This window comes from Streptomyces sp. NPDC002055 (assembly GCF_040296705.1).
Lineage (GTDB): Bacteria > Actinomycetota > Actinomycetes > Streptomycetales > Streptomycetaceae > Streptomyces.
This window is the reverse complement of record NZ_JBEOXS010000003.1, coordinates 193271-215433: the sequence shown is the minus strand read 5'-3', so window position 1 is coordinate 215433 and position 22163 is coordinate 193271. Positions and strand designations below refer to the sequence as shown.

The window sequence follows — 22163 nt, the reverse complement described above, 5'->3', positions numbered from 1 at the left end:
CAGGTAGACCAAATAACACCCCAAATTGCCCCAAAGTGCACTTATGCTAACTCCCTACACGCGGATCATGCGCCAGATCCCCCCGAATGCCCGTCAGCGGGCGGGGCCCGGCGGGGAATCCGGCGGGGAACAGACGTGCGCCCCACGGGCAGTCCCGTGGGGCGCACGATGCGGAGCGGGGCGGCGTCAGGCCGCGTGCACCACGTCCTTCTCCTCCGCGAAGTGGCACGCCGACTCATGGGCGGCCGGGGTGTCGCTGTCCGCGAACCGCTCCGGGATCGCGAGCAGCGGCACCTCCGTGGAGCACTTCTCCTCGGCCTTCCAGCAGCGGGTGCGGAAGCGGCAGCCGGACGGCGGGTTGGCCGGGGACGGCACGTCGCCGGCCAGGATGATCCGCTCCCGGCCCTCCCGCGCCTCCGGGTCGGGGACGGGCACGGCGGAGAGCAGCGCCTGGGTGTACGGGTGGGTCGGGTGGTCGTAGATCTCGGTGTCGGTGCCGATCTCCGCCATCCGGCCCAGGTACATCACACCGACGCGGTCGGAGATGTGCCGGACGATCGACAGGTCGTGCGCGATGAACAGGTAGGAGAGGTTGAACTCCTCCTGGAGCCGGTCCATCAGGTTGATGACCTGCGCCTGGACGGAGACGTCGAGCGCCGAGACCGGTTCGTCGCAGATGATGATCTCCGGGTTGAGCGCCAGGCCCCGGGCGATGCCGATGCGCTGCCGCTGACCGCCGGAGAACTGGTGCGGGTACCGGTTGATGTACTCCGGGTTCAGCCCGACGACGTCCAGCAGCTCCTGCACCTTGCGCCGCCGGTCACCCTTCGGGGCCACCTCCGGGTGGATTTCGAAGGGCTCGCCGATGATGTCGCCGACGGTCATCCGCGGGTTGAGCGAGGTGTACGGGTCCTGGAACACCATCTGGATGTTCCGCCGCACCGCCTTCAGCGCCCGCCCCGACAGCTTGGTGATGTCCTGGCCCTTGTAGAAGACCTCGCCGGAGGTGGCGGTCTCCAGGGTCATCAGCAGCTTGGCGACGGTGGACTTGCCGCAGCCGGACTCGCCGACGATGCCCAGCGTCTCGCCCTGGTAGAGGTCGAAGGAGACCCCGTCCACGGCCTTGACCGCGCCGACCTGCCGCTTGAAGAGGATGCCCTGGGTCAGCGGGAAGTGCTTGACCAGGTTGCGCACCTGGAGGATCGGCTCGCCCCGCTCCACCGGAGCCGCGATGGCCGCCTCCACCTCGGTGGTGGTGGAGGCGTCGCTCGTCACCACCTCGGTGACGTTCGGGGTCGCGTCCACGGCCTCGTCGGTCTTCTTGATCTCAGCCATGGATCGTCTCCTTCCAGAAGTGGCAAGCGCTGCCGCGGCCGGCCAGCTCGCCGCCGTCCCGCTCGGTGACCTGGTGCAGCACCGGCACCTCCGTGCGGCAGCTGTCCTCGGCCTTCGGGCAGCGCGGGTTGAAGGCGCAGCCGGACGGGATCTTCAGCAGGTTGGGCGGCAGGCCCTTGATCGCGTAGAGGTCCTGCCCCTTCTGGTCCAGCCTCGGGATCGAGTCCAGCAGACCCCGGGTGTACGGATGCGCCGGACGCTTGTACAGCTCGTGCACCGGAGCCGTCTCCACGATCCGCCCCGCGTACATCACCGCGATCTTGTCCGCGACGTCGGCGACGACACCGAGGTCATGGGTGATCAGGATCAGACCCATGTTGAACTCGCGTTGAAGCTCCGCCAGCAGGTCCATCACCTGCGCCTGGACCGTCACGTCCAGCGCCGTCGTCGGCTCGTCCGCAATGATCAGATCCGGCTCCAGCGCCAGCGCCATCGCGATCATGATCCGCTGCCGCATACCGCCGGAGAACTGATGCGGATAGTCGCCCACCCGCTGCTTCGCCGCCGGGATCCGCACCCGGTCCATCAGCTCGATCGCCTTGGCCTTGGCCTCCTTGCGGGAGAGACCCTGGTGGACCCGGAACATCTCACCGAGCTGGTAGCCGACGGAGAGCACCGGGTTCAGCGAGGAGAGCGCGTCCTGGAAGATCATCGCCATCTTGGCGCCGCGGATCTTCCGCCGTTCCTCGTTGCTCATGGTGAGCATGTCCCGGCCGCGGAACAGGATTTCGCCCTGCGGGATCCGGCCGGGGGGCATGTCGAGGATGCCCATGACGGCCTGCGCGGTGACGGACTTGCCGGAGCCGGACTCGCCGAGCACCGCCAGCGTCTCGCCGGGGGCCACGCTGTAGTTGACCCCGTTCACCGCCTTGGCGATGCCGTCCCGGGTATGGAACTCCACGTGCAGGTCACGGACTTCGAGCAGCGGGGTGCTCTCGTCGCCACCGGCACGGGGCGCCGGGACATCAGCTGATTCTTCGATGATGGTCACGTACGCCCTCCTCAGCGCAGCTTGGGGTCGAGGGCGTCGCGCACCGCGTCGCCGAGCATGATGAACGCGTACACGGTGATGCTGACCGCGAGTGCGGGGAAGAGCATGACGTGCGGGTTGTCGCGCAGGACGTCCTTGGCCATGGAGACATCGGTGCCCCAGGAGATCGCCGGGTCGGCGAGTCCCATGCCCAGGTACGAGAGGGTGGCCTCGGCCGAGATGAAGCCGCCGAGCGAGATGGTGGCGACGACGATGGCCGGAGCGACCGAGTTCGGCAGCACGTGCCGGAACATGATCCGGGTGGTGCTCGCGCCGAGGGCCCGGGCCGCCATGACGTAGTCCGCGTGCTTGTTGGTGATCACCGCACTGCGCATCACCCGGGTGATCTGCGTCCAGCCCAGGAAGGCCAGCGCGCCGATGACCACCAGGACATCGCGCTTGGTGAACGCGTTGAGCACGACCATGGCGCCGAGCAGGAAGGGCAGGCCGAAGAAGACATCGGTGAGCCGGGAGATGATCCCGTCCAGCCAGCCGCCGAAGTAGCCGGCGAGCATGCCGAGGACACCGCCGACCAGCGTCACCACGAAGGTGACGCCGACACCGACCAGGATGGAGGCGCGGGTTCCGTAGACGGTACGCGCGTAGACACTGTTGCCCTGGTTGTCATAGCCGAACCAGTCGGGCTGGAAGAAGTGCGTCAGCTGGGGCTTGGTCAGGAAGTGGTCGGTGAGCTGTCCGGCCCGCGGGTTGGCGCTGGTGAAGAGCGTCGGGAACGCGGCCATGGTGAACAGCACGAGCAGCAGCAGCACCGAGATCACGAAGACCGGGCGGCGGCGCAGATCGTGCCAGGCATCGCCCCACAGGCTGCGCGCCTTCTCGGTGGCGACGCTCGCCGCCGGGTCGGCAGCAGGTGCCGCGACGGCGTCGACGACCTGCTCCGTCTTCGTCTTGGTCACGTCAGGCATACCGGATCCTCGGGTCCAGGACCGCGTAGAGCAGGTCGACGATCAGGTTGAGCACCAGGAAGATGAGGACGAAGACCGTGACGATACCGACGATCGTCGAGCCCTCGCGCTGACCGAGCGCGTGGAAGAGCACGTTCCCGACACCCTGGACGTTGAAGATTCCCTCGGTGACCACCGCGCCGCCCATCAGGGCACCGATGTCGGACCCGAGGAAGGTGATGACGGGGATCAGCGAGTTGCGCAGCAGATGGACACCGACGATGCGGCCCCGGGGCAGGCCCTTGGCCATCGCGGTGCGCATGTAGTCCGCCCGGCGGTTCTCGGCGACGGTGGTCCGGGTGAGCCGCGCGACATACGCCAGCGAGAGCATCGCCAGGACGAAGCCGGGCAGCATCAACTGTCCGATGTCCATGGAGTCCTGGACGCTGGGCGTGACCCAGCCGAGGGTGTCGGCGAACAGCGTCTGAGCCAGATAGCCCAGAACGAAGACCGGGATCGAGATGACGACCAGGGTGAACGCGAGCACCCCGGTGTCCACCGCCCGGCCCGCCTTCAGCCCGGCCCAGACCCCGAGAGCGATGCCCAGCACGATCTCGATGGTGAGGGCCACCAGGGTCAGCCGGACCGTGACCGGGAAGGCCATCGACATCTCGTCCAGGACCGGCCGGCCGCCGAACGTGGTGCCGAAGTCACCCTTGAAAAGGTCGGCCATGTAGTTCAGATACTGCTGCCACAGCGGCAGATCCAGACCGAATTGATGGCGCAGTTGCGCGACCTGGGCGGGGTCCGCCGCCTTGTCGCCCCACATCGCCCGGACGGGGTCGCCGGGGAGTGAGTGCACCATCAGGAAAATCAACAGAGTCGTCCCGATGAACACCGGGATCATCTGGAGCAGTCGCCGCGCGACGTAGCGCCCCATCATGCCTCCAAGCCGTGAGGGGTGGCGGCAGACCTCAGCATCGCCCTGCGGTGGGGGTGCGGGGCCTACGCCTGCAGGCCGGTGCCGCCGCTTCGTACGAGCGGCGGCACCGGCCGGCGTTCCCGGTTCTCTACTTCTGCTTCACCTGGACGTCGGTGAAGATGGGGTCGCCGTCCTGGGCGAACGGAATCTTCCCGAACACGTTCTTGGACTGACCGGAGTCGACCTTGTAGTACCAGAGCGGGATCGCCGGCAGGTCAGCTGCGAGCAGCTTCTCTGCCTCCTGGTACTTCTTGACCGTCTCGTCGAGGGTCGCGGCCTTGTCCGCCTCGGACGACAGCTTGTCGAACTTCTTGTTCGAGTAGTCGCCGGTGTTGCCCGCGGCGGTGGTGCCGTACAGGTCACGCATGAAGTTGGAGTTGACCGGGTAGTCCAGCGTCCAGCCCGACCGGTACAGCGACTTGACCTGCTTGTTGTCGCGAGCGTTCAGGTCGGACTGGAAGTCCGGCTTGGAGTCGCCGACGCACTCGACGCCGGTGGCGTTGCGGATGCTGTTGCAGACCGCGTCGACCCAGATCTTGTGCGGCTGGTCCGCGTTGAACTGGATCGAGATCTTGTTGGTCGGGACGCCGCCACCCTCCTTGATGAGGGCCTTGGCCTTCTTCGGGTCGAACGTGCACGCCTCGCCGCAGGCGCCGTCCTGGTAGCCGAGGACGTCCTTGGCGACGAAGCTGGTCGCCGGGACGCGGCTGCCGTTCAGCGTCTTCTTGGTGATGGTGTCACGGTCGATCGCCATCGACAGGCCCTGCTTGACCTTCGGGTCGATGTCCTTCCACTGCTTGGTGTAGAAGGCGAAGGCGAGGGTCTGGATCGACGACTGGTCGGTGTTGATCGCCCGCTCGCCCAGGTCCTGCTTGTAGTTGGCGAGGGAGGTCGTCGGGATCTGCTCGATCCAGTCCAGCTGGTCGGAGCGCAGGTCCGAGTAGGCGGCCTCGGCGGTCGTGTAGTTCTTGAAGTCGATGCCGCCGTTCTTGGCCTTGTTCGACCCCTTGTAGTCGTCGTACTTCCGGACCTTGATCAGCTTCTTGTGGTCCCAGGAGACGAACTTGTAGGGGCCGTTGCCGACCGGCTTCTCGCCGTAGCCCTTGGGGTCCTTGAAGAAGCCGCTGGGGAGCGGCGCCCACACGTCGTAGCCCAGCTTGTAGGCGAAGTACGAGATCGAGTCCTTGAGGCTGATCGTGAACTCGTTGTCGTTCACGACCTTCAGGCCGGACATCTTCTCCGAGGTCGGCTTCCCCTTCTCGGGGTGCACGTCCTCGTAGCCCTTGATGTCCTGGAACCAGCTGGAGTTGGTCTGGCCGTTCTCGACGTTGGCCGACCAGTTCCAGGAGTCCACGTAGGACTTGGCGGTGACCGGCTCGCCGTTGTGGAACTTCCAGCCCGGCTTGAGCTTGACGGTCCAGACGGAGGAGTCCTTGTTCGGCGTGACCGACTCGGCGTTGATGTACTCGAGCTTGCCGGTGCCGGGCTGGTAGTCCACGAGGCCGGAGAAGATGGTGCGCAGCACGCGACTTCCCTGGCTCTCCTTGGCGTTCGCCGGCTGGAGCGGGTGCTGCGGCTCACTCAGCTGGGCGACCAGGATCCCCTTGGGGTCCGGCTTGCCGTCGTTGATGCCGCCGCCGGCACCGGAGTCGTTGCCGCCACCGCAGGCGGTCGCGGCCATCGCCACGACGATCGCGCCCGCGACCCACTTGGCGCTCTTGGCACCGCGCATGGGTATGCCTCCTCAGGAGTCCACTGTCCATTACATGGAAGGACGCCGGCCGCGCGCTGACACCCCTGACAGCTGCAGTCGGCACCCCGTGCTCGTGAGTCGGCGCTCCCCACAGCGCTTGACCCATTGACCCGAGCTCAATGGACCCAACTATCGAGTAGGTTCGCGCCGTAAACCACACGTAAGGGATCTCGTTTTGGTCACATCAAGTTCATCGAGATGCCCGAAATCCGGACAAAGGGAGCCCATACAGACAGGCATGAAACGGACTGTTAACGCTTCTTCCGGTGATCGGTGCCCGATATCCGAACGCGGTGCGGGAGAAATCCCGTTGACACGCGGGGGCACGCACGACGGCCCGGCACCCTCGTCGAAAGGGGTGCCGGGCCGAGCGTATCCGTGCGGCTGAAGAGCTGTCAGCTCATCGGCTCATGCGGGAGAGTCACCGCACGAGGCGGCGTGTCACCGCTTGGCGCGCGACGCCGTGCGGCCGCGCTCCTTCTGGTCCAGGACGACCTTGCGGATGCGCACGGCCTCCGGGGTCACCTCGACGCACTCGTCGTCGCGGCAGAACTCCAGGGACTGCTCCAGCGACAGCTTGCGCGGCGGCACGATCGCCTCGAAGGAGTCGGCCGAGGAGGAGCGCATGTTGGTGAGCTTCTTCTCCTTGGTGATGTTGACGTCCATGTCGTCGGAGCGGGAGTTCTCACCGACGATCATGCCCTCGTACACCTCGGTGCCCGGGTCGGTGAAGAGCACACCGCGCTCCTGGAGGTTGGTCATCGCGAAGGCGGTGACCGCACCGGAACGGTCGGCGACCAGGGAGCCGTTGTTACGGGTGGAGAGCTGGCCGAACCACGGCTCGTGGCCCTCGTGGATGGAGTGCGCGATACCGGTGCCGCGGGTGTTGGTCAGGAACTCGGTACGGAAGCCGATCAGACCGCGGGAGGGGACGACGAACTCCATGCGGACCCAGCCGGAGCCATGGTTGGACATGTTGTCCATGCGGCCCTTGCGGACACCCATCAGCTGGGTGACGGCGCCCATGTGCTCCTCGGGCACGTCGATGGTCATGCGCTCGACGGGCTCGTAGGTCTTGCCTTCGACCTCCTTGGTGACCACCTGCGGCTTGCCGATGGTCATCTCGAAGCCCTCGCGGCGCATCTGCTCGACCAGGATGGCCAGCGCCAGCTCGCCGCGGCCCTGCACCTCCCAGGCGTCGGGACGCTCGGTCTCCAGCACGCGCAGCGAGACGTTACCGATCAGCTCGCGCTCCAGGCGGTCCTTGACCTGGCGGGCGGTGACCTTGCGGTCCTTGACCGCGTTCTTGGCGTCCGCGCCCTTGCCGGTGCCGCCCTTGCCGACCAGCGGCGAGGTGTTGGTGCCGATGGTCATCGAGATCGCGGGCTCGTCGACCGTGATCAGCGGCAGCGCCACCGGGTTCTCCGGGTCGGCCAGCGTCTCGCCGATCATGATGTCCGGGATACCGGCGACGGCGCAGATGTCGCCCGGCCCGGCCTTCTCGGCGGGCTTGCGGGTGAGCGCCTCGGTCATCATCAGCTCGGTGATGCGGACGTTGGAGATCGAGCCGTCGCGCTTGATCCAGGCGACGGTCTGCCCCTTCTTCAGCTCGCCCTGCTCGACCCGGAGCAGCGCGATACGGCCGAGGAAGTTGTCGGCGTCGAGGTTGGTGACGTGCGCCTGGAGCGGGGCGGTCTCGTCGAACTGCGGGGCCGGAACCGTCTCCAGCAGCGTGGTGAAGAACGGCTGGAGGTTCTCGCTGTCGGCGGGGACGGTGCCGTCCTCCGGCTTGGTCAGCGAAGCGACGCCGTCACGGGCGCAGGCGTAGACGATCGGGAACTCGATCTGGTCCTCATCCGCGTCCAGGTCCAGGAACAGGTCGTAGGTCTCGTTGACGACCTCGTCGATCCGGGAGTCCGGGCGGTCGGTCTTGTTGATGCACAGGATGACCGGCATCCGGGCCGCGAGGGCCTTGCGGAGCACGAAGCGGGTCTGCGGGAGCGGGCCCTCGGAGGCGTCGACCAGCAGGACGACCGCGTCGACCATCGACAGACCGCGCTCGACCTCACCGCCGAAGTCGGCGTGGCCGGGGGTGTCGATGATGTTGATGGTGACCGGGTCGCCACCGTCCTTCGGGTGGTACTTGACCGCGGTGTTCTTCGCGAGAATGGTGATGCCCTTCTCGCGCTCGAGGTCGTTCGAGTCCATCATGCGCTCGTCGAGGTTCTCAGCGGCGTGCGCGGCGAAGGCACCGGCCTGCTTCAGCATGGCGTCGACGAGGGTCGTCTTGCCGTGGTCGACGTGGGCGACGATGGCGACGTTACGAATGTCGTGGCGCGTGGGCATGGGTGACTAGCGCTTCTCTCGGATCGTGGGATGCGGCGTCTCATTCCTCGTACGCCCCGCCGGGCTGGCCCGCCTCGGCTGCCTCCCATGGTACGTGGACCGGCAAACTCCGGACTCCCCGGCGATGCCTATCGCCCGTACCGCCCGTTCCCGCGCCGGTCAGGAGCGCGCCGGATCGCCCGTGCGGCAGCCGAGCCGGGCCGCCTCGCGCAGCCACGCCGGCCGCTTCTTCTCCGGCTTGGCGCCGCAGCTCACCACATCCAGATCGGCCCCGGACCGCCAGGTCAGCACATGGCCGGAGGTGGTGCCGCTCCGGCCCGCGCCGCGGCAGGTGTAGGTGAAGTCGGCTTCGACCAGCCGGACCGAGCGGGCCGTGAGGTACCGGCCGGACCGGCTCGCGGACCAGGTGCCGGCGGAGCTGCCGTCGTCCCGCGAGGTGGCCGGGGAGCCCTCCATGCCGTCGCCCGCCAGGCCGTCGGCCTTCAGCCGCTGGGCGAGGGCCTGGATCACCAGATCGGCGGGGAGCGCCGGGCCCCGGGCCGCCACCGTCGGCGTGAAGCGCACGAGTTCCACGTTGCGCCCGCTGCCGATCTCCCGGCCCTTGCGGTACTGCCGGGTCGGGGAGAGATCGGTGACGACCGAGCGCTGGGCGGCGTTGAACCAGCGGTAGGTGCCGTCCTCGCACGCCTGCTCCACCGCGCGGCGGGCGGGCGGCGCGGGGGCGGGCCGCTTCGCGGCGGCCTCGGTCCTGGCCGGCTTGTCGTCGCTCTCCGCCGAGCAGCCGGCCGTCCCCGCTGTCACCAGGACGGCCACCACTGCTGCGATCCACACACGCTGCATGCTCTCGACTCCCCCGTTCCCGGGTCTGCTCACGGTCATGGTCTCGGTCCGCGGGGGACGGGCCACCGGGGCGGGCCGGTGAGGGCCCTCCCGGCCGGTGGCGGGCGGGCCGGTGGCGACCCGCCCGCCACCGGTCCGTCCGGCTCTCCGCGGAAGGCGTCTTCTGCTTCTGCGGAGGCCGTCTCCTGCGGTGGCTGTTTCCTGCGGTGGCTGCTTCTGCCGTGTGGCCGTTCCTGCGGCGGCCGTTCCTGCTGAAGCGCTACTTCCGGAAGCCGATGTCCTGGTAGCGCGGGGTGGCGAAGCCGTAGGCCCCGACGTTCGCGAGGTTCGACCGCGCCGCGACGAGCTGCGGCCGCTGGTAGAGCGGGAGCGAACCGGCCACCGCCCAGATCCGGGCGTCCGCCCGGCGCACCAGGCTGCGCGAGGCCGCGCCGTCCAGCTCGGAGACCGCCTGGTCGAAGAGCTGGTCGATGTGGTCCGTGCCGACCCGGGTGTAGTTCTGCTCGACGATCAGCGAGCCGTCCGCCGCGGGCTGCGGCTTGGCGAAGATCGGACGGGCGTCGGTGGCCGGGTAGGCGCTCGCGGGCCAGGACCACAGGGCGAGGTCGTAGTCACCGGCGGCGATGTGGTCCTTGAAGTAGCTGTCGTCCTTGACCTTGACGATCTCGGTCCTGACGCCGATGCCCTCCAGCATCGCGGAGATCCGGTCGCCGACGGTACGCAGCGGTTCGGCACCGGTTCCGGTCGGCAGGACGAAGCGGAGGACCAGCGGCTTGCCGTCCTTGCGGACCGCGTGGACGTCGGCCGATCCGGCCCTGCTGCCGCCCGGCCCGACCTCCTTCGCCGAGCCCTTCTTCTCCCCGTCCCGCTTCTCGCCGTCCCGCTTCTCGCCGTCGTCCTTCCGCGCGCCCTCCCGCTTCTCCTCGTCCCGCTTCTCCCGGTCCTTCTTCGCCTGCTTCTCCTCGTCCCGCTTCTCCGGGGCCTTCTTCTCCCCGTCCCGCTTCTCGCCCTTCTTCTCGTCCTTCTTCTCGCCGTGCTCCTCCCGGGCCTGCTTCTTCTTCTCGTCCCGCTCCTCGGCGGTGTCGTCGCCGTTGCGCCGGTCCTCCGCCTTCCCGCCCGCCTTGGGCAGGTCCGCGCCGCCTTCCCGCCGCCAGCCCGCGGAGCTGAGCAGCGCCTGGGCGGCCTCGGTGTCCTGGCTGCCGAGCGCGGCGCTGTTGTCCTGGTAGCCCTGCTGCCCGGCCATCAGCAGATGGCTTCCGAGCGGCTGGGCGGGCAGTGCGAGCGGCTTCAGTACGGCGTCGGCGATGGCCTGCCGGTTGATCGCCCGGGCGACGGCCCGGCGCACCCGCTCGTCGGCGAGGGGCCCGGAGGCGCCGTTCAGCGCGAGCTGGGTGTAGGCGGGCTCCAGGGACTTGCGCACGGTGTAGCCGCGCAGGTTCCCCGCCCGGGCGGCCGCCGCACGGCGCGCCCGTTCGGCGTCGCGCTCCCGCGGCGTCCCGTGGGCCCGGGCCCAGGCCCGGAGCGCCTCCGTGGGACCGGCGTGGGCGGAGCGGAGCGCTCCGGCGAGCGACTCGCCGTGGTGGGCCGCCTGCCGGGCGTCGCCGCCCTTCTCGCTGCGGTTCCCGCTCTTCGGCCGCGCCGCGGCCTGGATCTTCTCCACCGTCGACCGGTCGATGTCGGCGACGTCCAGCTCACCGGCGCTCAGGGCGGCCGCCCGCCGGTCCCGCGCCACGGCCTTGAACACCACCGAGTCCAGCTTCGTCCGCTCGCCCCACCAGCGCGTGTTCCGGACCAGGGTGACCTTCCCCCGCCCCTTCGTACCGTCCACGTCCTTCAGCGCGAAGGGCCCGGCCGTGGCCTTGAGGGTCTTGCGGGCGCCGTCGTTGAAGGCGCCGGGGGTGCCCATGACGGCCTTGGGGTAGAGCGGGGTGAACAGCGACCGCCAGTCGGTGTACGGCTTGGCGAAGGTGACCCGGACCTCCTGCGGGCTGTGCCCCTGCTCGATCTTCCGGATCCGCTCGTACCCGGCGTTGCGCGCGGTCCAGTAGGCGCGGTTCCGGCCGCTGAGCGCCTTCCACTGGGCCGCGAAGTCCTCCGCGCCGAGGGCCCGGCCGTCGCTCCACTTGGCCGCGCGCTTCAGCTTGTAGACCACGACCTGCTGGGGCTCGCGCTCGGTCACGTCCGCGGAGTCGAGGTAGTCGGGGTTCCGCTTGGGCCTGCCGCGCTCGTCGAGCGTGAACAGCGCGGGCAGGACCGCCCCGGCGATGCGGTCGCTGGCCGCGTCGGCGTCGGACTGGAAGGTGTTGAGGGTCACCGGCACGGCGTCGATCGCCCAGCGCACCGTGCCTCCGCCGCGCAGCTGTCCACGGGCCGCGGAGGCGACGTCCTGCGGCACGACGGCCTGCCGCGGCGCGGCCTCCTCGGACGACGAGGAGCTGCAGCCGGCCAGGACCGGCAGCGGGAGGAGCACGCCCGCCGCGAGGAGTGCGGTGCAGCGGCGCTGACGGGAGGCCGCCCCGACTCGGATGCCGTCGATCGACATGTCTGAACCTCCGGGCTGCACACGTTTGGCGGTTTATGTCTTTCATCGCATCTATTGCTGCACCACTGAACGCGACGCCCCCCGTTCCGGGGCGCAGACACGGCGGGCACAGGGGCTTTGCCACCCGGAGGGAGCAAGCCCGGAGGCACCCCGGCGCGCTGACAGGGCGTATCCGGGCGACACGAAATGGGTAATCGTGGTGGCGCCCTAGCCAAGGCAATATGTGACGCGCGACACTCTCATGCGCATCAGCGTTGTCAGCCTCCCTCCTGCCCCCTTCGACAGGAGGAGCCCATGGGAAGCGAGGGCGTTTCATGTCCCTTCAGGACGATCTGACCGCCGCACAGCGCACGGTGGAGGAGCTGTTCCGCACCGTGGGCCGACTGGAGCAGCAGATCGGGACCGGCCTGGAGATCCGCCGGGTGCGCGCCGACGCGGACCATCTGCGCGAGAGCCTCGCCCTGCTGCGCGAGACCGCCCCACCCGAGCGGGCCGGGACCACGCCCCGCCGCACCGACCTCGTCACCATCCCCGACGCCCCCTACAACAGCGCCCTGTGGGCGGACGCCGAGGACGAGGGTCTCGGCGCGCGCGACCGGCGCGCGCCCTAGCCAGGTCCTGTCACCGGAGAGGTGCACCGGCTCGCGGCGCCCGGCACGGCACCGTGAGTTCTCCGGCACACCGTTCCGGTCACGGCACCGGCCGACGACGGGCCCCTCCGCTCCGCATCCACCGCCGATCCCACTCCAGCACGGAGTCACTCTTGGCCACTGGCACCCAACCCCGACCGGGCACCGACGACCCCGGCGACGCACGGGGCGGAGTGCTCTCCGCCCCGCGTGCCGCCATTCCGGCGCGACATCTGCGGAACGACCGCTGGTGGTTCGCGCCGGCCGTCACCGCCGCGGGTCTGCTCGCCTTCATCGTCTACTCGACCTGGCGGGCCTTCGCCAATTCCCACTACTACGCGGCGCCGTACGTCTCGCCGTTCTACTCGCCCTGTCTCGCGGAGAACTGCGAGACCATGCGCGGCGGCCCCAACTGGGAGATCTTCGGTAGCTGGTGGGGCCTCTCCCCCGCCCTGCTGATCCTCATCTTCCCGCTGGGCTTCCGGCTCACCTGCTACTACTACCGCAAGGCCTACTACCGGGGCTTCTGGGCCTCGCCCCCGGCGTGCGCGGTCGCCGAGCCGCACCGGACGTACACCGGCGAGACCCGCTTCCCGCTGATCCTGCAGAACCTCCACCGGTACTTCTTCTACGCCGCGCTGCCGGTGGCCGGGATCCTGACGTACGACACCGCCCTCGGCTTCCGGAACAGCGAGTACGAGTGGGGCCACATGGGCCTGGGCACCCTGGTCTTCCTCGTCAACATCGTGCTGATCTGGGCGTACACCCTGTCCTGCCACTCCTGCCGGCACATCATCGGCGGCCGGCTGCGGCACTTCTCCAAGCACCCGGTGCGCTACCGGATGTGGGGCTGGGTGGGAAAGCTCAACGAGCGGCACATGCTTCTCGCCTGGTCGTCACTGATCAGCGTCGCGCTCGCCGACTTCTACGTCTATCTGCTCGCCACCGGCGCCTTCGACGACCCGCGGCTCTTCTGAGATGGAGATGGAACAACGATGACCCAAGTCGACCGGCAGGCGTGGGACGTGGTCGTGGTCGGTGCGGGAGGCGCCGGCCTGCGCGCCGCCATCGAGGCCCGGGAACAGGGCATGCGGACCGCGGTGATCTGCAAGTCGCTGTTCGGCAAGGCCCATACGGTCATGGCCGAGGGCGGCATCGCCGCCAGCATGGGCAATGTGAACGCGGGCGACAACTGGCAGGTCCACTTCCGCGACACGATGCGCGGCGGCAAGTTCCTCAACCAGTGGCGGATGGCGGAGCTGCACGCCCGCGAGGCCCCCGACCGGGTGTGGGAGCTGGAGACCTGGGGGGCGCTCTTCGACCGCACCAAGGACGGACGGATCTCCCAGCGGAACTTCGGCGGCCACGAGTACCCGCGGCTCGCCCACGTCGGCGACCGCACCGGTCTGGAGCTGATCCGCACCCTCCAGCAGAAGATCGTCTCGCTCCAGCAGGAGGACGAGCGCGAGCACGGCGACCACGAGGCGCGGCTGAAGATCTTCCAGGAGTGCACCGTCACCCGGGTGCTGAAGTCCGACGGGAGGGTCGCGGGCGTCTTCGGCTACGAGCGCGAGTCCGGGCGGTTCTTCGTCATCTCGGCCCCGGCCGTGGTGCTCGCCACCGGCGGCATCGGCAAGTCCTTCAAGGTGACCTCCAACTCCTGGGAGTACACCGGTGACGGGCACGCCCTCGCGCTGCTCGCCGGGGCCCCGCTGATCAACATGGAGTTCGTGCAGTTCCACCCCACGGGGATGGTCTGGCCGCCGTCGGTGAAGGGCATCCTCGTCACCGAGTCCGTGCGCGGCGACGGCGGCGTGCTCCGCAACAGCGAGGGCGAACGCTTCATGTTCGACTACATCCCGGACGTCTTCAAGGAGAAGTACGCGCAGTCCGAGGACGAGGGCGACCGCTGGTACGAGGACCCGGACCACAACCGCCGCCCGCCCGAGCTGCTGCCCCGCGACGAGGTCGCCCGCGCCATCAACTCCGAGGTGAAGGCGGGCCGGGGCTCGCCGCACGGCGGGGTGTTCCTGGACGTGTCGACCCGGATGCCCGCCGAGGCGATCAAACGGCGGCTGCCGTCCATGCACCACCAGTTCAAGGAGCTGGCGGACGTCGACATCACCGCCGAGCCGATGGAGGTCGGGCCGACCTGCCACTACGTGATGGGCGGGGTGGACGTGGACCCCGACACCACGGCCGCCACCGGGGTGCCCGGGCTCTTCGCGGCGGGCGAGGTCGCGGGCGGTATGCACGGCTCCAACCGGCTGGGCGGCAACTCCCTGTCGGACCTGCTGGTCTTCGGACGGCGGGCCGGGCTGCACGCGGCGGAGTATGCCGCCGCGCCGGCCGGTCCCCGTCCGCTGCCGGAGGACACGGAGATCGCCATGGCGGAGGCGGAGGCGCTGCGCCCGTTCAGTGCCGAGGGCCCCGATCCGGAGCACCCGGACAGCCGCCCCGCGGAGAACCCGTACACGCTCCACCAGGAGCTCCAGCAGACGATGAACGACCTCGTCGGCATCATCCGGCGGGAGAGCGAGATGACCGAGGCGCTGCACCGGCTGGCCGCGCTGCGGCTGCGGGCGCGGCGCGCGGGCGTCGAGGGGCACCGGCAGTTCAACCCGGGCTGGCACCTGGCGATCGATCTGCGGAACATGCTGCTGGTCAGCGAGTGCGTGGCGCGGGCCGGGCTGGAACGCACGGAGAGCCGCGGCGGCCACACCCGGGACGACCATCCGCGGATGGACCGGGACTGGCGGCGGATCAACCTGGTCTGCCGGCTCTCCGACCCGACGGGCGGTCTGGCCGCGACCGACACCGAGCGCGGCCAGATCCGGCTGGAGCGGCGGGAGAGCGAGCCCATCCGGGACGACCTGCTCGGGCTGTTCGAGAAGGAAGAACTGGTGAAGTACCTGACGGACGAGGAGCTGACCCAGTGAGTGGCTACGAGGCCCGCTTCAAGGTGTGGCGGGGCGACACGGACGGCGGCGGCCTGGAGGACTTCCGGGTGGAGGTCCACGAGGGCGAGGTGGTGCTCGACATCATCCACCGGCTCCAGGCCACGCAGGCGCCCGATCTGGCCGTGCGGTGGAACTGCAAGGCGGGCAAGTGCGGTTCGTGCAGTGCGGAGATCAACGGGCGGCCGCGGCTGCTGTGCATGACGCGGATGTCGGTCTTCGAGCGGTCGGAGACCATCACGGTCACCCCGCTGCGGGCCTTCCCGGTCGTTCGGGACCTGGTGACGGACGTGTCGTTCAACTACACCAAGGCGCGGGAGGTGCCGTCGTTCGTCCCGCCGCCGGGGGTCGCCCCGGGCGAGTACCGGATGATGCAGGAGGACGTGGGGCGCTCGCAGGAGTTCCGCAAGTGCATCGAGTGCTTCCTGTGCCAGGACACCTGCCATGTGGTGCGCGACCACGAGGAGAACAAGCCGGCCTTCGCCGGGCCGCGTTTCCTCATGCGGGTCGCGGAGCTGGACATGCATCCGCTGGACGCCGCCGAGGAGTCCGGCCTGGACCGCAAGCGGACCGCGCAGGACGACCACGGGCTGGGCTACTGCAACATCACCAAGTGCTGCACGGAGGTCTGCCCGGAGGGGATCAGGATCACCGACAACGCGCTGATCCCGCTGAAGGAGCGGGCCGCGGACCGCAAGTACGACCCGCTGGTCTGGCTGGGCGACAAGATCCGGCGGCGCGGCTGAGCCGGTGACCGGCCGCGGCCCGTGACGGCGGCCGGGCGCACGCGCGGAGGGGGAGGGCCGGCGGCCCTCCCCCTCCGGCACGTCCGGCGCCTCAGTACAGGCTGAGCAGGGCCTCCACCGGGTCCACGGCCGCCGACTCGCCGCCCGGGAGGGCGAGTTCGAACCAGACCGTCTTGCCGTGCGGGGTGCGGCGGCTGCCCCAGCCCGCGCTGAGCAGTCCGACGAGCTGGAGCCCGCGGCCGCCCTCGTCCGTGTCGCGGGCCCGGCGGCGGCGCGGCTGGACCAGACCGCCGTCCCAGACCTCGCAGACCAGGGTCCGGTCGAGCAGCAGCCGGAGCCGGATCTCGCCCTCGCCGTACCGCAGCGCGTTGGTGACCAGCTCGCTGACCAGCAGTTCGGTGGTGTCCACCAGGCTCTCCAGGCCCCAGGCGACGAGCTGTTCGCGCGCCTGCTCGCGGGCCCGGGAGACCGACTGCGGCTCCGGCGCCAGCTTCCAGTCGCCGACGGAGTCCGCGGGCAGGCCCTGCACCCGGGCCATCAGCAGGGCGATGTCGTCCTCGCCGTGGTGGGTGTCCAGGGTGCCCAGGACGTGGTCGCAGAGGTCCTCAAGGGGGTCGGGGGCGCCCTCCGCCGAGGACGGCGGCGGGTTGGTGAGGGCGGTGCGGAAGTCCTGCAGCCCCTCGTCCAGCGGATGGTCGCGGGACTCCACGAGGCCGTCGGTGTAGAGCGCGAGCACGGCCCCGTCGGGGAGCTCGACCTCGACCTCCTCGAAGGGCTCGCCGCCCACGCCGAGCGGCATGCCGGTGGGCACCTCCAGCATCAGGGCGGGCTCGCCCGGCTCGACCAGCGCGGGCGGCAGATGGCCGGCGTTGGCGAAGGTGCACCGCCGGGTGACCGGGTCGTAGACCGCGTACACACAGGTGGCCAGATAGACCTCGGAGAGGTCGGAGGCGGCCTCGCCGGAGCCGCCGTTCCGGGAGGCGGCCCGCGAGGCGGCGGCGCCCCCGTAGGAGCCGCCCGGGGCCCCGAGGCCGCGGGCGATCTCGTCGAGGGCGGAGAGGACCTCGGCGGGCTCCAGGTCGAGCAGGGCCAGCGTCCGTACGGCGGTGCGCAGTTCGCCCATGGCGACGGCGGCCCGCAGCCCGCGGCCCATCACGTCGCCGACGACCAGGGCGGTGCGGTGGCCGGGCAGTTCGATGACGTCGAACCAGTCGCCGCCGACCTCGGTGGCGGTGGTGCCCGGCAGATAGCGGCAGGCGATGTCGAGCCCGGCCGCCTCCGGGTCGCCGGGCGGCAGCAGGCTGCGCTGGAGGATCAGCGCGCGTTCGTGCTCCCGGCGGTAGAGGCGGGCGTTGTCGATGCAGACGGCGGCCCGGGAGGCGAGTTCGACGGCGAGCGCGGTGTCCCGCTCGCCGAACGGCTCACTGCCCTTGGTGCGGGAGAACTGGGCGAGTCCGACGACGGTGTCGTGGGCGACCATCGGCACCGCGAGGGTGGACTGCACGACGGCGCCGAGCTCCGGGCCGTCGTCGCTGTCCTGGCCGGGGATGACGCGGGCCTGGCCGGTGCGCAGGGCGCTGGCGCAGGGCGAGTTGAAGGGATAGCGGTGGACGGCTCCGACCTCGACGGGCCGCGGCTCCCCGTCGTCGGGGACGGTGCAGGCGGAGATGACCACGGGGGCGTCGGAGACCGCGCTGGCGAAGGCGACCCGGCGCAGTTCCGCGCTGCCGTCGGCGAGTCCCGGCGGCGCCTCGTCCCCCACCAGCAGGCCCTGGTAGAGGTCGACGGAGGCCAGGTCGCAGAACTGCGGCACGGCGACGTCGAGGAGTTCGCGGGCGGTGGTCTCCAGGTCGAGGGAGTTGCCGATCCGGGCGCCGGCCGCGTTCAGCAGCGCCAGGTTGCGCCGGGCGCTGGCGGCCTCGCGTTCGGCGTTGCGGCGGCGGGTGACATCGGTGGCGAGCCCGGCCACCCCGATGGGACGGCCGCTCGCGCTGTGCAGCCGGAAGAGGTTGACGGACCACCGGTGCCGCTCCTGGTCGCCGGGGACCGCCCCCATCAGCTGAAGCTCCGTGACCGGATTGCCGCTCTCCATGACCTGGCGGAGGGCACCGGTCAGCCGCTCGGCCTCGCCGCGCGGCAGGTAGTCGGCCGGGCTGCGGCCGCGGTGGGAGTCGATGGTGCCGCCGAAGACGGAGGCGAAGCGGGCGTTGGCCCGGAGGATCCGGAGGTCCGCGCCGAAGAGGATGAAGCCCATCGGAGATTGACCGAAAACCGCCTGCGAGGCGGCGAGGTCGGTCTCGATGCTGCGCAGGGCGCGGACGTCCACGACGATGCAGACCGCCCCGCGGCCGCCGTCCTCCGCGCGGGCCGGCATCACATAGACCTCGGCGAGCCCGTGCGGTCCGGCGCCTTCGATGGCCCGGAAGGGGACCAGCCCGACCCATTCGCGGCCGTCCATGATTTCCGCGATCTTGCGGTGTCCGAGGTCGCGCAGCTCGCCGGGGACGAAGGCGTCGATGGGGTCCTTGCCGACGGCGGCGTGTGCGGGGATTCCCAGGAGCTCGGCCGCCCGGTCGCTCCACTGCTCGATGCGGCCGTCGGGCCCGAGCGAGAAGGAGGCCACCCGGATGTAGTCGTAGATCGATCCGGGCGGATTGCTCTGCCACGTGGAGGCAGCCGCTGCCTCGTCAGGCGTCCCCGCCCCCGCTGGTATGTCGCTCACGCGCCCGTCCCCTCCAGCTCACCTTGCCCGGACCGGCCTGGGCCAGTATCCAGCACCCCGGCTGTCCGGAACACGGCCTCCACGATCACAGCACCGTCTCATTCGAGGGTGGGTGCGCCACCCCCGAAATGCTGCCGCCCACTATCGCATCGAAGATCGTTCAGCGGGACCGCTGCCGTGATCAGCACTACCTCCCTTCTCCTAACCAGGGAGACCGAGCTCGAACCACACCGCCTTGCCCCGGTTGCCGTGACGTGTGCCCCAGCGCTTGGAGGCATGGGCGACGAGCTGCAGGCCGCGCCCGCCCTCGTCGTCGGGTGCGGCGCTCCGCGCCAGCGGCGGATCGGGCAGCGGATCGGACACCTCGACGAGCAGCGCGTCGCTGCGGATGCGCTGGATGCGCACCCCGATGGGGCCGCTCGCGTAGCGCATGGCGTTGGTGACGAGTTCACTGACGAGCAGTACGGTCACGTCGCTCACCGCGTTCAGGCCCCACTCGTTCAGCGTCGAGCGGACCAGGGACCGCGCCTTGCGCACGGAGCCCGGTTCGGCCGGGAAGCTCCACTCGGCCGCCCGGTCCTCCGACAGGGGGCGTGCGGCAGGCGGAGCCGGGTCGAAGGCCCCTGCGCTGTCGCTCACGCCGACCACTTCCAGACCGCTGGCAGATCCCATGGCAGACCACGCTGTTCGATCTGTCCGAATATCGGGGGGAGGATGCTCGGACACTAGAAGGCACATACCCGCTATCGAAGCCCGACTATCGCGACATTCGGCGCACTGTGCCACGAAAGGCACAAGATGCGGGTGCTACACCCCGCCCACCGGACGCTCCGGCGTCCGGGACTCCCCCGGCGCGCGGCCGGCCAGCAGACGGACGGCCTCCCCGACGGCCGGACGGTCCTGGTCAAGCCAGTCGACCTCGTCGGCGCGGTCGGGGGTGAGCCAGCGGACCGCGTCGTGGTCCTGCAGCGGACGGGGCTCGCCGGCGACCAGCCGGACGGTCCACACCCGGAGCACATAACCCGGCGTCAGCGGCCACTGGCCGGGGATCCGGGCGAGCGGCTCGGTCTCGATGCCGAGCTCCTCCCGCAGTTCGCGGACGAGCGCCGCCTCCGGAGCCTCGCCGGGCTCCACCTTGCCGCCGGGCAGCTCCCAGCGGCCGGCCAGCGCGGGCGGCGCGCTGCGGCGGGCAGCCAGCAGCCGCCCGCCGTGCAGCACCGCTCCGGCGACCACGATCGTCGTCCCGTCGTCCGTCACGCGCCAAACCCTACGGCGCGGACGCGACTTACGACGAGGCGCGGCGGCCGGACCGCTCGACCAGGTACAGCTGCTTGTGGCCGCCCGCCTCCAGCCGGTCGGCGACCCGCTGGGCCTCGGCGCGCGTGGCGTAGCGGCCGACACGGTACTGATTGCCGTTGTCGTCCTGACGTATGACGATCCACGGCAGTACGGCACCGTTGTCGGTCATCACCGCGCCTCCCGCGCCGGGCCCCGCACATCTGCGCACAGCGCGCCTGTGCACAGCGCCACGACCTCTGTGGAAACCCCAGTCCGCATATGCCCGAGCGTACGCCCGACCCTTACGCACCGGATACGGGTTTTCACCAAGAGGTCATCATCCGGCCACGCGTTCGAGGTCGGACTTCTCGCGGCCGTCGGCGCTCTCGCCGTCCGCCACGGCCATCTCCGCCCGGACCTCGGCCAGGGACGGGTTCGGCCAGGCGCTGCGGACGCCCCAGGCGTAGAAGGCGAGCCCGATCAGGGCCACGACCAGGATGTCCCAGCCCTCCGGCAGGTAGCCCTGGCCGCCGAACTCCTTGCCGCCGGCCCACGAGACGAAGGCCATGACCAGCAGATACGTGACCATCCAGGCGCCGGCCTTCAGGTGCGGCTTCAGCTCGGCCCACGGCTTGCGCAGCTCGTACCAGGCCCAGATCGGCAGACCGATCGCCATGATGAAGATGACCTTGCCGGTGAGCGGCCAGCGGGCCCAGTACATGACCAGCGAACCGAAGATCATCGCGATGGGGGCGATGACCGGCATGGCACGCAGCTTCACCGGCCGCGGCAGCTCGGGGGCGAGCCGGCGCAGCGCCATCACGGCGACCGGGCCGGTGATGTAGGAGATCACGGTGGCGACACCGACGATCTCGGCGATCGAGCCCCAGCCGCGGAAGACGGCGAGGAAGACGAAGGCCACGACCAGGTTGAGCAGCAGCGCCGGCTTCGGCACACCGGTCTTGGGGTCGACCTTGCCGAAGACACCCGGCAGGTGGCCGTTCTCCTGGACGCCGTGGATCATGCGCGAGGTGGTGGCCGCGTAGATCATGCCGGTGCCGGACGGGGAGACGAACGCGTCCGCGTAGAGCAGCAGCGCCAGCCAGTTCATGCCCCAGGCGATGGCGAGGTCGGCGAGCGGCGAGTTGAAGGCGAGCCCGCTCCAGCCGTTGCCGGCGGCGAGCTTCTCGGCCGGGACGGCCATCAGGAACGCGACCTGCAGGGCCAGGTAGATGACCAGGGCGATCAGGATCGAGCCGATCACGGCCTTGGGCAGCGACTTGCCGGGGTTGCGGGCCTCGGCGGCCATGTTCAGCGGCGACTGGAAGCCGTTGAAGGCCCAGACGATGCCGGAGACGGCGACGGCGCTGAAGACCGCGCTCCAGCCGTTCGGCGTGAAGCCGCCGTGGCTGGTGACGTTGCTCGTGTCGAAGTGGGCGAACATCAGCGCGCCCGCCGTCAGGACCGGCACCACGACCTTGAAGACGGTGATGGCGGTGTTGGTCTTCGCGAAGAGGGTGATCGCGAACCAGTTCAGGAAGAAGTAGACGAGCAGCAGCACGCTGGACGCGGCGACGCCGGTGCCGGTGAGCTCCTTGCCGTCGTACAGGCCCTGCGCCCAGGAGAAGTCCCAGGAACTCATGTACTGGATCGAGGCGGTCGCCTCGCCGGGTATGACCGAGACGATCGCGATCCAGTTGGCCCAGGCGGCGAGGTAGCCGGCGAGCGAGCCGTGCGAATACTGGCCGTAGCGGACCATGCCGCCGGCCTTCGGGAACATCGAGCCGAGCTCGGTGTAGGTGAGGGCGATGGTCAGGGCGACCACGGCGCCGATGACCCACGCGAGGATGGCGGCGGGACCGGCGAGCGCGGCGGCCCGTTCAGCACCGAAAAGCCACCCGGAACCGATGATCGACCCCAGCCCGACGGCGGTGAGGGCCACCGTGCCGAGGGATCGTCGGTAGTGGGACTGAGATCCCTGCTCCGTACTCAACGCTCCTGGTTCTCCCTTCGCCCCCCATGGACAGGACACACAAAC

The 22163-nt window shown here is 70.0% G+C and carries 17 protein-coding genes; 4 read left to right on the top strand and 13 right to left on the bottom strand.

What is annotated here, in order from left to right:
* Positions 1-186: 186 nt before the first annotated feature.
* The 8 genes from ABT112_RS02920 to ABT112_RS02885 form a co-directional block, all read right to left on the bottom strand.
* Positions 187-1335, bottom strand: coding sequence for an ABC transporter ATP-binding protein (locus ABT112_RS02920; RefSeq protein ID WP_351504829.1), 1149 nt, complete (start codon positions 1333-1335; stop codon positions 187-189).
* Positions 1328-2386: an ABC transporter ATP-binding protein gene (locus tag ABT112_RS02915; protein WP_351504826.1), complete on the bottom strand. Its 1059-nt coding sequence runs from the start codon at positions 2384-2386 to the stop codon at positions 1328-1330. The genes ABT112_RS02920 and ABT112_RS02915 overlap by 8 nt, the downstream gene beginning before the upstream one ends.
* An 11-nt stretch (positions 2387-2397) precedes the next feature.
* Positions 2398-3351 carry an ABC transporter permease gene (locus tag ABT112_RS02910; protein WP_351504824.1) on the bottom strand — a complete coding sequence of 318 codons (954 nt, stop codon included), beginning with the start codon at positions 3349-3351 and terminating at the stop codon, positions 2398-2400.
* Positions 3344-4270 (bottom strand): ABC transporter permease, encoded by a 927-nt coding sequence (locus tag ABT112_RS02905; protein WP_351504879.1) that lies wholly within the window; start codon positions 4268-4270, stop codon positions 3344-3346. Before ABT112_RS02905 ends, ABT112_RS02910 begins: the two co-directional genes overlap by 8 nt.
* Positions 4271-4400: 130 nt before the next feature.
* Positions 4401-6044: a peptide ABC transporter substrate-binding protein gene (locus ABT112_RS02900; protein ID WP_351504822.1), complete on the bottom strand. Its 1644-nt coding sequence runs from the start codon at positions 6042-6044 to the stop codon at positions 4401-4403.
* Positions 6045-6506: 462 nt separating this feature from the next.
* A complete protein-coding gene (typA, locus tag ABT112_RS02895) occupies positions 6507-8411 on the bottom strand; it encodes a translational GTPase TypA (RefSeq protein WP_351504821.1) in 1905 nt (634 codons plus the stop codon).
* A 159-nt stretch (positions 8412-8570) separates the two neighbouring features.
* The gene (locus ABT112_RS02890) at positions 8571-9251 is read right to left on the bottom strand and encodes a hypothetical protein (protein ID WP_351504819.1); all 681 of its coding nucleotides are present in this window, start codon (positions 9249-9251) and stop codon (positions 8571-8573) included.
* A 259-nt stretch (positions 9252-9510) separates the two neighbouring features.
* Positions 9511-11793: an ABC transporter substrate-binding protein gene (locus ABT112_RS02885; protein ID WP_351504817.1), complete on the bottom strand. Its 2283-nt coding sequence runs from the start codon at positions 11791-11793 to the stop codon at positions 9511-9513.
* Between the two features lie 314 nt (positions 11794-12107).
* Between ABT112_RS02885 and ABT112_RS02880 the strand changes: the two genes are divergently transcribed.
* The 4 genes from ABT112_RS02880 (at position 12108) to ABT112_RS02865 (ending at position 16125) form a co-directional block, all read left to right on the top strand.
* Positions 12108-12404, top strand: coding sequence for an Rv0250c family protein (locus tag ABT112_RS02880; RefSeq protein ID WP_351504815.1), 297 nt, complete (start codon positions 12108-12110; stop codon positions 12402-12404).
* Between the two features lie 152 nt (positions 12405-12556).
* Entirely contained in the window at positions 12557-13399 is an 843-nt protein-coding gene (sdhC, locus tag ABT112_RS02875; protein ID WP_351504814.1) for a succinate dehydrogenase subunit SdhC, read from the top strand.
* Between the two features lie 18 nt (positions 13400-13417).
* Entirely contained in the window at positions 13418-15361 is a 1944-nt protein-coding gene (locus ABT112_RS02870) for a fumarate reductase/succinate dehydrogenase flavoprotein subunit (RefSeq protein WP_351504812.1), read from the top strand.
* Positions 15358-16125, top strand: a complete 768-nt coding sequence (locus tag ABT112_RS02865; RefSeq protein ID WP_351504810.1) for a succinate dehydrogenase/fumarate reductase iron-sulfur subunit — start codon at positions 15358-15360, stop codon at positions 16123-16125. The genes ABT112_RS02870 and ABT112_RS02865 overlap by 4 nt, the downstream gene beginning before the upstream one ends.
* A 91-nt stretch (positions 16126-16216) precedes the next feature.
* Here ABT112_RS02865 and ABT112_RS02860 read toward each other — a convergent pair whose 3' ends face one another.
* The 5 genes from ABT112_RS02860 to ABT112_RS02840 form a co-directional block, all read right to left on the bottom strand.
* Entirely contained in the window at positions 16217-18847 is a 2631-nt protein-coding gene (locus ABT112_RS02860; protein ID WP_351504808.1) for a SpoIIE family protein phosphatase, read from the bottom strand.
* Between the two features lie 201 nt (positions 18848-19048).
* Positions 19049-19495, bottom strand: coding sequence for an ATP-binding protein (locus tag ABT112_RS02855; protein WP_502975232.1), 447 nt, complete (start codon positions 19493-19495; stop codon positions 19049-19051).
* Positions 19496-19654: 159 nt separating this feature from the next.
* On the bottom strand, positions 19655-20083 hold the full coding sequence (locus tag ABT112_RS02850; protein ID WP_351504877.1) for a (deoxy)nucleoside triphosphate pyrophosphohydrolase: 429 nt from the start codon (positions 20081-20083) through the stop codon (positions 19655-19657).
* Between the two features lie 49 nt (positions 20084-20132).
* Complete coding sequence (locus tag ABT112_RS02845) at positions 20133-20315, bottom strand: SPOR domain-containing protein (RefSeq protein ID WP_351504805.1); 183 nt, start codon at positions 20313-20315, stop codon at positions 20133-20135.
* A gap of 147 nt (positions 20316-20462) precedes the next feature.
* Positions 20463-22118, bottom strand: a complete 1656-nt coding sequence (locus ABT112_RS02840; RefSeq protein WP_351504803.1) for an APC family permease — start codon at positions 22116-22118, stop codon at positions 20463-20465.
* Positions 22119-22163: the final 45 nt, after the last annotated feature.